Below are 15733 nucleotides of genomic sequence, written 5' to 3'. Positions count from 1 at the left end.
TCACAACCTTAATATGTGTTGTTCACGGTACTTTGCCGGTGAAGTTCCCATGATCAGCTTGAATTGCCGTGACAGATTTTTAGGGTCATTGACACCCACTTCCATGCCCAAGTCTGCGATAGTATCCGATCGGGTCGTAAGAAATTGCGCCAACTTGTGCATTCTGTGTTCCATAATATAGCGATGAATGGACTGTCCCGTCTCACGTCTGAAGTTGATTTCCAGCAGTCTTCTTGAAAGAGGAACCAGCTTCAGGAGACTCTCTACATCCAAAGGTTCGGAAATATGCTGATGAATATACATCAAGACTTTCAGGATATTGGCGTCGTCCGTCGCAAAAATATCAGTAGACTGACGGTCAATGATACCCGTACTCTTCACCAACTCATCATGTCCTTTGAAATCATGATCACGCAACATGCCCACAATCATCTTGGCAGTTCTGAACCCCGCGCTGTAAACATCTAAGTTGATACTTGAAAGTTGCGGGTAAGAAAGGCCACAAGTTATATCATCATTATCCACTCCCAATACCGCTATATCCTCCGGCACATGGATTTGTAACAATTGGCAAACCTCCAACACCTTGTTGGCACGTGTATCATCACAAGCAAAGAGGGCTGTTCTTTTCGGCAAAGAGCGAATCCATCCCCCAAGCTGATCGGAGTCATAATACCACAAGTTCTCCAAAGGCTGCTTCCTGAACTCGAAAACTTCCTGCCCATAACCGTAATGACTGAGACGCCGACAGAAACCTTCATAACGTTTCTCCGACCAAAATACCCGTTCATAACCATAAAAGGCAAAATGCCGGAAGCCCTTACCCACGAAATAATCGGCCGCCAGTTCACCCTGTCGCACATAGTCTCCGGTTATATTGGGAATGTCATCAAAAGGACTCTTATAGTCTTGTGCCAACGCCACTATGCCATGACGCTTGAATATACCCACATCATCGGTCGGCTCAAACTGGCCTATGACCGCATCAGAATGGGTCTCAAGGGCAAGACGCACGATGGTATCCAATCCCTCGGTACGCTTGAAACTATGTGGCACACGGCACACCGAAAAACTTTTACCTCGCATATAGGACATGATACCCTTCAGCAAACGATAAGGATACATTTCCGTAAAATCAGCTACATATATAAGTTTCAGCATAATGTCTTTGTATGTTTTACTTTCTCAAATCTTACAATCGAACACGAACTTCCCTCATATTCCACCCCTCAACAGCCAGCGTAGTCCCCTTACCCATGCGCTGTGCATCGGGAATATGGCAAGTTATCACTCGCTTATCCCCGGGAGGTATGGAAAAGAAATTATCACTGTAAAAAGCCGGAACCACCACTTTATCCTTCCCATCTTTCATCACCAACCGGGTAAAGAACGCAACTGTTTGAGACGAATTGGAAAGGGTTATCTCCAAAACAGCGCCCTTACCATCTTTCTTCTTCGCCACTTTCACCGCACATTTGGCCAAAGGCAATTTCTCTAAAGAAGTGAAATCCGCATATTGATCGATAGGAGTCGTTATCCAATCAGACTTATCCCACGCATAGCCATCCCATTTTGGAGCAAGCACATACTCATTCTCAGCCACCTTTTGGCCATCCGTATCATAAAGGGAGAGGAATAGGAAACGACAACCTTGCTCAGAAGGAATATTGAAAACGTCCTTAACGGCAAAAGCAGCCGCCATCACCGCTTCTTGTGAATCGGCTATCTGATTGCCCCACATATCATAAAGCCGCATTTTGACCACAAGCTCCTTTCCCGCCAAAGTCTCGTTCACGAGCTTTACACGATTACAACCATAATCATAAATCAGCTGTAACGGCGAACAACCTTTGCGCACAGAATAGTAAGCGGAGGTAGGAACCATGTAATGATCGTACAACTGCCAGTACACACCGGGCCGAGCACTATTGAGCATCCACTGAATAATACCCGTAGAATGAGGAATATTCACCCTGAAAGACTCAAACATCGCCCGTGTACTTTCATAATTGGCCAGCTCTCCTTTCCTAACAAAATCCTCAAAACCCGTAATCTTTCCATAGCGGGCAGCTAACACTTCTTGCAACAAAGTTAGGTTTCCCATGGAAGTGTCGGAGGCCGTACAATGGTAATTCCATACCGAATCAACGGGCCACACCTTACCACCCAGCAAACGAACCAACGACTCTTTTTGGGGTAATTGAGCCCCAATACCCGTCTCGGTATTGAAACCGACATGACCACCGGGGGCTTTTGAATCATACCAATAGCCGGGACCCACGTAATTATAGGGGCCAACCATCTTCATTCCGGCAGAACCCGAAACCGTACTTTCCAACTTCTTGGCCGACGTAATCAAAGGACGGGTGGGGTCGATGTTCCACAACAACTCCCTATATTCCTGCTCCAATTCGGGCCGAGGCAATTTATCGCTCCCCACAAACCAACAAATAATACTGGGATGATTGCGAAGCCACAACACCTGATCATGGAAATACCGAGCCATCAACTTGCGTTCAGCCGGCGTAAGGGCACTCCCGTACAAGTCATCGCAGTGCTTACCGATATATACTTCCCACTCCCATTGGCATGACCAGCCCGGCAACAAAAGGATTCCATGCCTATCACAAAGCTCAAAAATGTCCTGCGTGGTGCCCCAAATGTTTTCCATCCGAATCGCGTTAAGGTTCATGTCGCAAACATATTCCACCTGAGTTTTATTCGATTCGTAGGTATCACGCATGAAGATGTCGTCCGTCCAACCGCCACCACGTATCAAAACTTTTCGGCCATTGAGGGTAAAGCCCCTATAACCATCGGCCGTATAATAATCTCCTATCTCACGAATACCGAAAGTAACGCTGCGCCAATCAGACACGACACCATCAACATTCGCCGTTAAGTCCATCGTATATAACTCCGCTTTCCCCATGTTTCGGCACCACCACAAACGGGGATTCTCCACTCTCAGTTCAGGAATGGCAGCCGCGTCCAAGCTGACCGACCGCGATTCATGAGGCGCAAGATGGAATGAGGCTTGAAAAGTTCGGCCCTCATAGCGGCCCGCTAACTTTACCGTTCTCGGCCGTTGACTCATATTTTTCAAATGAGCGGTTACGGTAAGGGAGGCCTCTTTCAAGGTAACCTTATTGACATGGCTGGCCACAAACACATTGTCTAACAACACATCGCCACAAGTATGTATCGTCACCGGCCGAAAGATGCCCATACTTTCATCGGCAGGACGCGGGTTCCAGTCCACATATCCGGCATTGGGTTCGGCCTTCCTTGCCCTGAAGACCTCAATTTCCAACCGATTTACCTCCTTAACGACATCGGTTATATTAATCTGAAACCGGCGATAAGCTCCAAACAGACTGTCTTTATCGGCAACTTTCCGCCCATTGAGCCACACGTTGGCCCTATAGCTAATACCATCCAAACAAAGCCAAACATGGCCTTGCAAATCTTTATCCTCCAACTTGAATTCCGTACGATACCACCACGGAACGTCAAAACGAGTACGATTGACTGCCTTATACCTCATTCCTTCCAATATACCGGCGTACTCACCATTGGCCATCAGACAGCCCATAACCGTAGAAGGAACCGTTGCCGGATATTTACCTTGTAATATCCAACCATCGGTAAGAACGATGTCACGTGCAAGGGCACATGGCACGGCCATCAGCAAAGCCCACAATGTAAGCAAAATATGTTTCTTCATGTCAGGTAATCATTTAAAATTGGTATTATACTTATTATCTTATGACGCTCTCATCACGATGTCATCCCGACTTCGGGTCAGCCCTTCCGCTCATCCACACACAAAGAAGCCGCGCCCAGTAACGCCGCGTCAGGCAATTGGGAACAGCCGATGACCAACCGCCTGATGACCGTGGGATAAGGGAAATCGGCCAGTTCCCGCCGCATAGAGGGCGCAAAAAGATCAAACGCTTTCGCTATACTTCCGCCAAAAAACACGGCTTCCGGATCATAAGTAAGCGTGATGGCCTTAACCAAACAACCTATGTTACGACCAAATCGGCCCCATACCTCCATGGTAGGCGTGTCGCCTTGTCTTGCCAAAGCCTCCAAATCCTTCCCGCTCTTTCCGGCTGCGTGCTGAAAGAAAGAGCCGCTGCATTTCTCCTCAAAGTTATCCGTGTCAAAAGGAAGGTTGCCTATTTCCCCGGCACAAGTGTTACGACCGTTATACAACTTACCATTAATAATAATGCCGGCGCCTACTCCCGTACCCAAAGTAACGCCAAGGAAGTTCCTATAAGCCTTGCCCTCACCCCAATGAGACACACCTAAAGCAAAGCAATTCGCGTCATTGTTCAAATATATAGGAACATGAAAACGGCTCGACAGATACGGGGCCAGCTCCACTCTGTCCCACGACCGTATGTTGGCCACGTCGTACACGACGCCCGCTTCTCTATCGACCACCGAGGGAACCCCGACCCCTACGCCTTCCACTTCCTTGGTAAAGACTTGTGAAATCAAACCGGCTAACGCCTCCATCACCTCCTCCTTGGATGAGCGGGCGGGACAAAGCATGGAAACTTTCTTCACAATACCATGCTCATTGACCAAAGCCGCACGTATATTAGTGCCTCCCATGTCTACTCCTATATACATAAGATGCGTGTTTTTAGGTTCGACTTATCGTTAGTACACACGTTTTTCATTTCTTCCATAGCGTATTGTTTTAAGTCTGTTGTAGTTTTTCGTGGGTAAAATTAGTGCTTTTCTTTTATCGTAAAAACTAATTTTACGCACTTTTATCGTCTTTTTCCGTAAAAGATACTGTTTCATATCTACCCGCCAAATGCTTTTTCACACGACAATGAACATGAGCACTCACCCGCAAACATGCCACGGCTGATTTTATCGCCGCCTGACTTTTCGCTTACTCACGGGGCTGACCGAGGCCTCATCCCGCCCCCTCGCACCGGCAGGACAAAGCCAAAACCAACGATACGAAAAGGCATTTTTAGGCCAAATAGGGCCTTTTACACTTCAAAACACACCGAGTTTGCAGAAAAAAGGGTAACTTTACGACGCAAACAACAGCCAATAACTTTGCGTTGCAAGCATATAACCTATTCATAAATTATCTGAATATTATATTTTAGTATGGGCAAGACGGTAACGACCTATTTAATCGATGGGGATCCGAAAGGAACGCAGTATGTTTTCATAAGCAACAAAATATGCCAGATGTACGTGATTCCTCGCTCCAACCTTTCTATCCTTAATGAGCGCCATGAGCTACAAACGCCCGCACTCTACATACTGCTTGGCGAGGACGAAACGACCAAACCCAAGGCATACATAGGCGAAACGGAGAACTTCAGGGAGCGTGTCAGAGACCACGACAGCAACAAAACGTTTTGGCAGAAAGCCTTGCTCTTTATATCGAAGGACGCCGCCATGACCAAAGCCGACGTGCAATACTTGGAACATAGGGCCATAGCGGAGGCCAAAGCGGCCAACTCCTTCGTGCTGAACGAGAACAAGCAAACACCCAAAGCGCCCAATCTGCCCGAATACAGAAAGGACGATATGGACGAGTTTTTCGAGGATGTGAAGTTTCTCTGCTCATTCGTTGGGTATAACATCTTTGACATCATCAAGCCTAAAGAGGAGCACCTATTCTTTACCAAGGGGCGGGGTTGCGACGCCAAAGGATTTTATGACAGCAAAGGATTTACGCTACTAAAAGGCAGCACAGTCGTGGCGACATCGGTACCCTCCTTTTCTTGGAAAGAAAAACGTGAGAGAATGCTAAAGGAATACACCCATCTTACGAACGAAAAGCTAAGGCTTAACACCGACATAACATTCAGCAGCCCCAGCACGGCGGCCGATTTCTGCATAGGAAGCAGCAACAACGGCTGGATAACTTGGAAAGACAAGGACGGCAACACCTTGGATTCCATATACCGAAAGCCGCTGGAATAACACCTGCCATCGTAGCTTCTCCCACGCCATGACACCTTACTCATAAAATAAAAGACTATCAATCATAAAATAAATGATAATCGCTGAACCGAAAATGAAGAAGATATTTACTTTACTGACGATAGCTTGCGCGAGTTTATTTTTGCTTCCTTCTTGCGCAAAAAACCTTGAGCAGGAAGCCAAACAGCAATTGATAAAGACGCTCCAAGAGCGCTACGGAAAGCAAATAGAGCTAAAAAAAGTGGAAAAAATACATGCGTCGGACTCGCTATGTTGGCTGTATGTGGTCACCGAGAGAGCCTACCAAGACGCCATTGACAGCTCAGACTACCGACCATGGCTCGGCCCCAAGGAAAGCCTGAGGGTGACAGCAACCTACGACTACGTATATATAAACATGGTACGAAAGGGCAAACGGATAAGAAAAGAGGCGTTGGCAAGCAACGGGATCTACGAAAAGACAAGCCCACGAGTCAAACTCAATCCCGAATCGGAAAGCCACTTGGAACGCGACGGCTACGATGCCTTGTTCTTATCACGGGGTTCTTTGACAGACATAAGGTGGAGGTACAGAGAGTTTATCGACAAACAATATCACCTTGATTGGCGTGCGGACGACTATGATGACAGGTTTCGCTTTATCGTAGCCCAATTAATCATCAGGAGTTGCGGCCGAACGCTACCATGATTACGCAGCTTCCTTATCAAACCACGGGCTTTCAGCCGCCAAACACACCGCATCTACAACCATGTTTTTTACTTTATCATGAGGTAAAATCCGCAAAACGCCAGCTCAACATAGCGCATCAAAATATGGCTTTATTTGCCCCCAATCCTCCGAAGTCGTAATTTTAAACTCTCTGACAGCACCCTCCACGGGCGAAAGTCCTTGCCCTTGCGAAGGAATATGCCTTGATAACGATACTTTGGCGATACTTGTAAGCGTATCGAACGCAATATTTAGACTCACCGCATGGGTATAAAACGCGGTGTACGACCGAGCTTTGTGCTTCTTCAGAAACCGCTCCTTGTCGTATTGAAAGCCGGCATACGAGCCGGCCTTTGAACGTTGTAACGCCGTCAGGACGCAGGAAACGAACGATTCAGTGGTCATGCTCACGGGGCTAATTTCGGCATGATCATCCTCCATATACACCCCTATTTCGGTTTGGTGCAAAGCTACGAAGTGATACTCGCCCTTTACTTTGTAAATATCGGCGTATTTCTTATGGGGCGCATAAGTCGTTCTCAACCATCGGCGATAGGCCAAATGGTCTTTTATTTTCCTTAACCAATCCATAAAACGATAACGTTTCGGCCATGAATTTATTTTACAAACAGCCTTCAAAAACCGACCTTATTCTCCACCGAAAGGCTTTTTATCGGGAAAAACGGCAGGAAACCATCCGTTATACGACCCACTGATAATCAATCGTTTACCACGACCCATACGTTTATAATGACCTTTCCGGCTCGTCAAAGTGCCACTCCCACCCCATCAAAGCATAGCTCTCACCTCATCAAAGCACTGCTTTGACATCACCAAAGCGTGGTTCTCACCTTGCCACGGTGCCCTTTCGGCTCAAGAATATGCCCCACCAACCATACGAAAGGCCTGCTTTTAAGACAACAAACGCAGTGGGCAACCCTCTCCCCACCCCTCCGTGAGGATTCAAAAGCCCCTTTCCGCACTTCTCGCCACGCTAAATGAAGATTTTTAACGCAATGTTTTTCGTGAGTAAATATTGACAATTCGAGGGATAATTCTCTACCGGTTTCTTCCCCCGCATGGCACGATATGGAAGGAGATTGGCACGTATTGAACTATCAACAACAAATGTTAATATATTCCAAAAACAACACTATATCAAAAAATAAATGTTTTTAATGTCACAAAAGCCTACCTACCAACGTATATTTGTTACATATCACCAAGACATACTCACATGAAAAAAGTTATTTTACTTCAGTTTATGTTATTACTATCAATCCATTTGCATGCGTATGTGATAAAAGGAACTGTGACAGACGAGCAAGGTAGCCCTATAAGAAAAGCCGTGGTTATAGGTCGTAATAGTATGCGCAAAGTGATCATCGGGCTTGAAACAGACCCATCAGGCAAGTTCTCATCTGCTCATATCAACGAATCGACACTGGCTATCGAAATATCTAAAGAGAATTATGCTACAGTCTATATCAACATATCGGGTACTTCCGGTGAATTTATTGACTTGGGTAACATAACACTTAAGGCTAAGGAAATAAATTTAAATGAAGTAGTTGTGACAGCCCAAAGCGTCATCCAAAAGCCCGATAGATACATCATTATTCCAACAAGAAAGGAATTAGAGCTGGCAACCAATGGTTTAGCGCTATTGAATGGCCTACAATATAAAATGCCGGGGCTGCAGGTGAACGAGTCTTTGCAAACTGTAATGGTGGAGAATGCCACCCCCGTGTTCAAGATTAATGGAAAACCGAGCGATATAAATCACTTTTTAGCCTTAGATCCTCAACGTATCTTGCGAATAGAATACCATGACAATCCCGATGTAAGATATGAAAATCGTAGGATAATCAATGTCGTTTTAACTCCGAGAGGTGATGGCGGATTGGTCATAGCCGATGTACTTACCTCCACGAACACGAAGTTTCTTAATGGCAATATCGGCATAGGATATTACCAAAATAAATCAGAATGGGATTTGACTTACAACACTAATTGGAGAAACTACGATAAAAGAGAGATAAATTCTGCCAGTGATTTCATCGGACGCAAGGCTCCCATAACAAGAGAAAGACACGGAATACCCGGTGACTTCCGTTATTGGAGCAATATCATATCTATGAGCTACAGCTACCTGCCCAACCCTAATACGGTGTTCGCGGCCAAGATTGGCGTGGGACTTGAGAATCAGAAGGTGGATGAGAACTCATGGAACATGCAGCGATACATGGACCGTCAATTTCAATATGACAATCTTACACACAAGGATTTGCAGTTCAGCTCACCTAACATAGATTTGTTTTTCAGGAAGCAAATTAATAAATCACAATATATAGAAGCCAATATTTATGGTCGATATTCAGCAAGTGATTATACCCGCCAATACATTAATATATATCAAAACCCATTGAGCAATGACTCCGTACAGTCATTAACAAATGACAAATCATGGCGCATAGGCGCGGATGTTATGTATTCCAAAACCTTTAAAAGCCTTGTTGTCAATATGGGGATTCAAGATTTCTATAACCAAACCGACAACATACAGACTGAAAACACCGTTTTATCCAAGGGTAATATCAACCAAAACAGATTATCATTGTATGGCAAACTTCAGGGAAAAATCAAACGATTGAGCTATGGTTTCAGCGCCATCGGCATTTATAACCACGCCAACAACGATTCGTATAAGACAGACGCAATAAGTCTAAAATCGAATTTCACAGTTAATTATCCACTTTCAAAGCGCCTAACACTGAACTATCTGCTCATGTTTGAACCATCGCTGCCCTCGGTATCACAGCAGTCTGCCTTGGTACAACGAGTGGATGACATAACTTTAAGACAAGGAAATCCCAACTTAAAACCATCTACTTATATAAGGAACAGAGCCTATATACAATATACAAATAAACGTTTTTCGGGTTCTTTATGGGCTTCTTACAGTAGGACCGACAGACCCATTTATTATGCTTATAGCTATATCAGCAATGCGTCAAGCCCATACTACGACATGTTTATAAGCAGTCCCGTCAACGGATGCCACAATCAACAGCTTAATATAGAGCTCAACTTGGCCACACAAGACTTGTTTGGCTTTGTCACTGTTTGGGGAAACGTAGGATGGAGTAACTTTCATATCACCACCACAAACCAAAGTTATGTCAAAAATAGGCTATACGCTTCCTTAAACGGGGCGTTATCGTTTGATAATTGGCTCATAACCGCCCGATACCAAATAAAACCTGACTATCATTTATTAGGCAATTCATATCGTACAGACGACCGATGGAACACTATCAAGGTGCAATATAAATATAAAAATTGGAACTTTTCACTCACAGGAGTTAACATGTTGACAAAGCGAGGCAGCACTTATGAGAACATCATTATATCCGACATTCACCCTGAAAAGTACAGCCAATATATCCGGGACAATGCCAATCAAATATTGTTAGGCGTAAATTACCACTTAAATTTTGGTAAAAAACAACACAAAACAAAACGTTCTTTACACAATGACGGTATTGACCGGAATATTGACATTAGCTATTAAACATGAAGTTACAAGAAAATTTAAGGCCAAAGGTCCCTTTCCACACTTCTCGCCACGCTAAATGAAGATTTTTAACGCGATGTTTTTCGTGATTAAATATTGACAATTCGAGGGATGATTCCCTATCGTTTTCCTCCTCCGTATGGCACGATATGGAAGGAGATTGGCACGTATCAGATTGTTTGAGTAAGGATAGCAGGGCTTTTATGCGGTACGATATAAAAGAAAATAAACCTTTATTAAACGGCTGAACGTTGAAAAACATATCAACAAACCTTTCCGCTACTTCATGAAAAGGCTAACGCCGACCGACAGTCCGTTACGCTTTAGCGCTGTCACCCCACTTGGTTAAAAACGCATCATAAGCCCTCACCAACTCACGAGGACCATCGAAAGCGTCCATAACGCTTTGGTTCCGTAGTAATATATCAATGAATCGGCTTAATTCTTTCGCATGGTTTTCCCAATAACTTTCTTTTATATTCAATACCGAACTCAGCAAATCACCTTCGTAAAAGTCGCCGTCGGCCAATATATTCTTGGCCAAAACTTCCATGGCCATGGGAATAAAAACTTCCGGCAGCATGCCTTGACCTATGATAAAACGCAAGTCTTCAACCGTAAATTTACCGATTTGCGTACCATAAAGCCTATACATACTGCGCAAAACATAAGAATCGGCCTTGGTAGGAACCTCCCCTTGCCATGGCTCATTGAGCAATTGGGAAAGCGTTTTGTGATTATTTTCCATCTTGTTTTATTAGCTATGAAACATCAAATTACAAGAAAATCAAAAGCCAAAGGCATAACTTGGCTTAAAGGATCATAAGCCCGAAATCTTCGCCATGGCTACTTAGATACTGCGAGAAAGTATCATATAGATGTCGATTTTCCAAGAAATCTTGCCACATTATATAATAATGCCGTGCTTCTTTTACAAAAGTATTCAGGAAATCGGTATCTTTACCCAGTTTAAGGCTCACTTCCTTAAATTCGTCCAAGCGCTTCAAGGCGCTTGGTATGGCGTCTTTATCGAGTAAAACACAATACGGCAACTCATGTAACGTGAAGTTTATCGCATGCTCCATGTGCCAAAACTTTACTTCAAAAGCAGGAAGATAATCGCTTTCCCGCTCTATCAAAAGCTCTAATAAATCATGTTCATCACCAAAAGTCTCCCAACAAAAGTCCGTGAAGTTATAATATAGTGCCTTATAGGGTGCCGAAGCTATCAGCAAATATTTCAAAGCTACGGTCCCACCGCTCGCAATATCATGCTTCAAGACGGGCGCTATCTGCCTCATAAAGGATAGTGACATGTCTACCGAATCACCATACTTAATGATAAAATCCACCAAATCGTCAATATAAATTTCCTCATTATATACATGGACACCATACATATTGAGCGCTTCTTTCCGCTGTTTCTTTTGCAATTTGGTAAGATATTGTCCTTTAGGAAACTCGGAATAAAGCCGAAGATAATCTGCGAATAGTTTCTTCATAACCAACGGATGAGAAATGGCTTGATGGCATTAAACGCCCTTACCGTAGCAGGCTATGCAACGGTTATCAACGTATTGCCGACTTTCGAGGCGGGCGTTGGAGGGAAGTTTTGGAGCAGGAATGCCTTGGGAAAGGGTAATGGGAGCCGTCTCTACGCGTATCTCGTCCCATAGACCAAGGTCGATAAACTGTTGTAAAACGTTGGTTCCACCTTCTACTATGAGGCTTTGCTTCTTATTGTCGGCCAGATGTTGGATAACGGCTTCTATGCTGTCGAACCGCAGAAAGTCGGCGGGTATGCCATCGGCGTGGTGACTCAAGACGATACGCTCGGGCGTAGGACCTGACCATTGTCGCACGTTGAGCCGCGGATGGTCGGTTTCGAGCGTGGAACGGCCTATAAGTATGGCGTCGGTTTCGGCTCGCAACTTATGCACCAGCATTTGAGTGAATGACGAGGAGAGCGCCATGGGGCCGCCGGAGGTGGCGATGAAGCCGTCGGAACTTTGTGCCCACTTCAATAATATATAAGGTCGGGCGTGGGTATTGCTGATGATGAAGCGGCGATTAATGGCCAAACACGCTTCTTGGAGCACGCCCACGATGACCTCAACGCCGGCTTGACGCAGCTTCTCAATGCCACGACCTTGGACCCGGGAGAAAGGATCGACGCAACCGCAGACGCAGCGGCGCACGCCTTTCTTTATAATAAGGTCGGCGCAAGGGGGCGTTTTGCCATAGTGGGAACAAGGCTCAAGGCTGACGTAGATGGTGGCTTCGGCAAGCAACGGCTCGTCTTCGGGCCTTACAGAGGCAAAGGCGTTGACCTCGGCATGGCCCTCGCCACAGCGTACATGGTAGCCCTCGCCGATGATACGGCCATCCCGTGCCACGATAACAGCGCCCACCATGGGATTGGGTTTGGCATTGCGCAGGCCGTTGCGGGCCAGTTGCAGGCAGCGCCGCATGTAGGTTTCGTGCAGTTGGAGTTGGGTTTGGGCATGGCCCTCATAAATATCTATTGGCATGGTTTTGAACTTACAAAATAATAAAGGGTTCGCAAACGAGTGATAAATATACTACAATTGAGTGATAAACATACCACAATTGCGCAAAAATATCACGCGAACGAGTGAAAAAACATGGGCTGAGCGCTTGTAAACATGCCACGATCGCAAATAAAACCATGGCTATTTCAATAATTAACTTACGATTTTAAGAATTACTCATAATTAGCCATGGGAACATAAATAATTATTAAAAACTTGGTTTGTTCAAATATAATACCTACCTTTGCAAAAGCATTAAAAACAAAGATGATAAGGATATGGAATTCCGACAACTCGTAAGCTGTCGGAATTCTTTATTTTATTATCCACAAGGAAAACATTAAGAAACTTAAACAAAGAATTATGGCTTACATGTCACAAGAAGGTTACGACAAACTCGTAGCCCAACTCAAACAGCTCGAATCTGTAGAGCGCCCCAAGGCATCAGCCGCTATCGCTGAGGCTCGAGACAAGGGAGACTTAAGTGAAAACTCTGAATACGACGCAGCAAAGGAGGCTCAGGCCCATCTTGAAGATAAAATCAATCAAATTAAAATGGCCATTGCCGAAGCTAAAATCGTGGATATGTCAAGGCTCAGCACTGACGCCGTACAGATTATGTCGACGGTGCAGATGACCAATATGGCCACTAAAGCCAAAATGACTTATACCATCGTGAGCGAGAGCGAGGCCAACCTGAAGGAAGGCAAGATTGCGATTACTACGCCTATCGCCCAAGGATTGCTCAATAAGAAGGTGGGCGACGAGGCCGAAATAAAGATTCCCCGTGGTACGATTAAGTTGCGTATCGACAAGATAACCATAGAATAAGGTCAATATTATGAGTACGATATTCAGTAAAATTGCCGCTGGTGAGATTCCCAGTTACAAATGCGCGGAGAGCGAAAAGTTCTATGCTTTCTTGGATATTAACCCCGTTACAAAGGGACATACGCTGGTGATTCCCCGCAAGGAGGTTGATTATATCTTCGATATGGACGACGCCGATTTGGCCGAGTTTGAGGTATTCGCCAAGAAAGTGGCCCGGGCTGTGAAGCAGGTGTTGCCTTGCAAAAAAGTGGCTCAGGTAGTATTGGGACTGGAAGTGCCCCATGCTCATATTCATTTGCTTCCAATGAACAGCGAAGCTGATGTCGACTTCAAGCGCCATGTGGAGGTAAGCAGCGAGGAACAGCAGGACATTGCCGCTAAAATATTTGCTGCCTTTCAGGCCTTAGATTAACCTTTGAATAGCCAAATAGGCCTTTTGAAAGACAAAACAGATTGATTGGAAAGAAATTTTTGCTTAATCGTGAAGACAAAACAGATTGATTGAAAAGAAAAACAGACTGTCTTTTTAGAAAATAAAAACATAACAAACGGAGATACATCTTTTAGATTGTATCTCCGTTTGCTGTATAAGGTGGATTATGGCGATGAGCTTGCTACTTTTGAAAAGTATAACAACGCTACGGTAGCGTGCCCGCTATAAAAGTGGGACAGTAGGCTTTTAGATAAAATCCTCGCCCCGTTTCATCTGTACCTCGTTGACGTATTTCCTGACAAGCGACGAGGAATCTTCCTTTTTACAGATAAGGAGCACGTTGTCCTCTTCGGCGATGATGTAGCCATCAAGCCCATTGATAACCCCTAATTTGCCTTCAGGCAGCTTGACAATATTATTTCGTGCGTTGTCAATAATCACATCGGAATTAATGATAACATTATCTTCGTCACTGCGCTGCATGGCTTCAAACAGACTGTGCCATGTGCCCAAGTCTGCCCAACCGAAGTCGCATTTCATGACACATGTACGCTCGGGCTTTTCCAACAGTCCATAATCGAGAGAAATGTTGGGGTAAGAAGGGAAATGCTCTTGGATAAACGCGTTCTCTTCCGCCATGGAAACACGGTCATGACTTTGGTCCAGCGCACGCAATACAGGCGGAAGCACATCATTCAGACAAGTGCTCATACTGCGAATATTGCCAAGAAAAAGCCCCGTGTTCCATAAGAACTCGTCACTTTCCATAAACATTCGGGCAAATTCCCGTTCGGGTTTCTCGGTAAAAGACTGCACCTTATAGACATCGTTCGATGGTGTATGGTCGCCCGTTTGTATGTAGCCGTAGCCCGGTTCGGGCCGTGTTGGTTTGACACCTAACGCCAAGATACAATCATCTTCGCTCACGAACTTCAAACCTTCCATGATATTCTGCTTGAAGGCAGGCTCATTGAAAATAGCCTGATCCGATGGACTGACGATGATATTGGCCTTTGGATTGAGCAAGGAAATTCGATGAAGGGCCCATGCCACGCTGGGAGCCGTGCTGCGGTAGATAGGTTCGGCCATGATATGGTCGGCCGCCACTTCCGGCAATTGCTCCTTTACCAAGGCTTCGTACGCGGCGTTGGTATTGATAAAGATGTTTTCTTGTGGCAGAATTTTACGGAAACGGTCGAATGTTTGCTGTAATTGTGTCCTTCCGGTTCCGAAAAAATCTATGAATTGTTTGGGACGTGATTCTCTACTACATGGCCAAAGCCTGCGCCCTTTGCCACCTGCAAGGATGACGCAGTAATTGTTTTCGAGGATGAATTCCATATATTGGGCCTTAGATTTTATGATAACGCTACTCGCCGCATGTATTTTCAATTTGCTTCATCATGCGCTTTTCGCTTATATTTGCTACTAATTTATGTAATAATCCTGATACACCAAAGTGATTAGTAAAAATTATAGGAAGTTTGAATGAATTGGATAAAAAAAGAGAAAAAAGATTTGTTAATTCAGAAAAAAGCCTTACCTTTGCACCCGTCTTCAAAGAAAGACGCCATGCCCAGATGGCGGAATCGGTAGACGCGCTGGTCTCAAACACCAGTGGAGCAATCCATCCCGGTTCGATCCCGGGTCTGGGTACT

The 15733-nt window shown here is 45.0% G+C and carries 13 protein-coding genes and 1 tRNA gene; 6 read left to right on the top strand and 8 right to left on the bottom strand.

The features are described from left to right. The 3 genes from VIR50_RS00985 to VIR50_RS00975 all read right to left on the bottom strand — a co-directional run bounded on the left by VIR50_RS00985 (position 1) and on the right by VIR50_RS00975 (position 4647). On the bottom strand, positions 1-1161 hold the full coding sequence (locus VIR50_RS00985; protein ID WP_331933281.1) for an AraC family transcriptional regulator: 1161 nt from the start codon (positions 1159-1161) through the stop codon (positions 1-3). A gap of 31 nt (positions 1162-1192) precedes the next feature. After that, entirely contained in the window at positions 1193-3727 is a 2535-nt protein-coding gene (locus VIR50_RS00980; protein ID WP_331933280.1) for a glycoside hydrolase family 2 protein, read from the bottom strand. Between the two features lie 77 nt (positions 3728-3804). Next, a complete protein-coding gene (locus tag VIR50_RS00975) occupies positions 3805-4647 on the bottom strand; it encodes an ROK family protein (protein WP_331933279.1) in 843 nt (280 codons plus the stop codon). A gap of 498 nt (positions 4648-5145) precedes the next feature. Here VIR50_RS00975 and VIR50_RS00970 point away from each other — a divergent pair, with 498 nt between their 5' ends. Beyond that, positions 5146-5973: a GIY-YIG nuclease family protein gene (locus VIR50_RS00970; RefSeq protein WP_331933278.1), complete on the top strand. Its 828-nt coding sequence runs from the start codon at positions 5146-5148 to the stop codon at positions 5971-5973. A 94-nt stretch (positions 5974-6067) separates the two neighbouring features. Then, positions 6068-6661, top strand: a complete 594-nt coding sequence (locus VIR50_RS00965; RefSeq protein WP_331933277.1) for a hypothetical protein — start codon at positions 6068-6070, stop codon at positions 6659-6661. 105 nt (positions 6662-6766) lie between these two features. On the opposite strand, the gene VIR50_RS00960 is transcribed toward VIR50_RS00965, so the two are convergent. Continuing rightward, on the bottom strand, positions 6767-7273 hold the full coding sequence (locus tag VIR50_RS00960) for a hypothetical protein (protein ID WP_331933276.1): 507 nt from the start codon (positions 7271-7273) through the stop codon (positions 6767-6769). Between the two features lie 646 nt (positions 7274-7919). Between VIR50_RS00960 and VIR50_RS00955 the strand changes: the two genes are divergently transcribed. After that, positions 7920-10256 carry a TonB-dependent receptor gene (locus tag VIR50_RS00955; protein ID WP_331933275.1) on the top strand — a complete coding sequence of 779 codons (2337 nt, stop codon included), beginning with the start codon at positions 7920-7922 and terminating at the stop codon, positions 10254-10256. Positions 10257-10575: 319 nt separating this feature from the next. On the opposite strand, the gene VIR50_RS00950 is transcribed toward VIR50_RS00955, so the two are convergent. The 3 genes from VIR50_RS00950 to ribD form a co-directional block, all read right to left on the bottom strand. After that, positions 10576-11007 carry a contact-dependent growth inhibition system immunity protein gene (locus VIR50_RS00950; protein ID WP_331933274.1) on the bottom strand — a complete coding sequence of 144 codons (432 nt, stop codon included), beginning with the start codon at positions 11005-11007 and terminating at the stop codon, positions 10576-10578. Positions 11008-11071: 64 nt separating this feature from the next. After that, a complete protein-coding gene (locus VIR50_RS00945; protein ID WP_331933273.1) occupies positions 11072-11761 on the bottom strand; it encodes a hypothetical protein in 690 nt (229 codons plus the stop codon). Between the two features lie 30 nt (positions 11762-11791). Then, positions 11792-12790 (bottom strand): bifunctional diaminohydroxyphosphoribosylaminopyrimidine deaminase/5-amino-6-(5-phosphoribosylamino)uracil reductase RibD, encoded by a 999-nt coding sequence (gene ribD / locus VIR50_RS00940; protein ID WP_331933272.1) that lies wholly within the window; start codon positions 12788-12790, stop codon positions 11792-11794. Positions 12791-13174: 384 nt separating this feature from the next. On the opposite strand from ribD, the gene greA reads away from it, so the two are divergent. Continuing rightward, the gene (greA, locus tag VIR50_RS00935; RefSeq protein WP_331933271.1) at positions 13175-13642 is read left to right on the top strand and encodes a transcription elongation factor GreA; all 468 of its coding nucleotides are present in this window, start codon (positions 13175-13177) and stop codon (positions 13640-13642) included. 10 nt (positions 13643-13652) lie between these two features. After that, positions 13653-14054, top strand: coding sequence for an HIT family protein (locus VIR50_RS00930; RefSeq protein WP_331933270.1), 402 nt, complete (start codon positions 13653-13655; stop codon positions 14052-14054). A 267-nt stretch (positions 14055-14321) separates the two neighbouring features. On the opposite strand, the gene VIR50_RS00925 is transcribed toward VIR50_RS00930, so the two are convergent. Further along, positions 14322-15416, bottom strand: coding sequence for a mannose-1-phosphate guanylyltransferase (locus VIR50_RS00925; RefSeq protein WP_331933269.1), 1095 nt, complete (start codon positions 15414-15416; stop codon positions 14322-14324). Between the two features lie 233 nt (positions 15417-15649). Here VIR50_RS00925 and VIR50_RS00920 point away from each other — a divergent pair. Then, positions 15650-15731, top strand: a tRNA-Leu gene (locus VIR50_RS00920). Positions 15732-15733 lie beyond the last annotated feature (2 nt).

Origin of the sequence: Prevotella sp., assembly GCF_036570325.1 — a bacterium.
In the GTDB taxonomy this organism is placed as follows: domain Bacteria; phylum Bacteroidota; class Bacteroidia; order Bacteroidales; family Bacteroidaceae; genus Prevotella.
The sequence above is the reverse complement of the archived record's forward strand: the minus strand, read 5'-3'. Positions and strand labels throughout refer to the sequence as shown.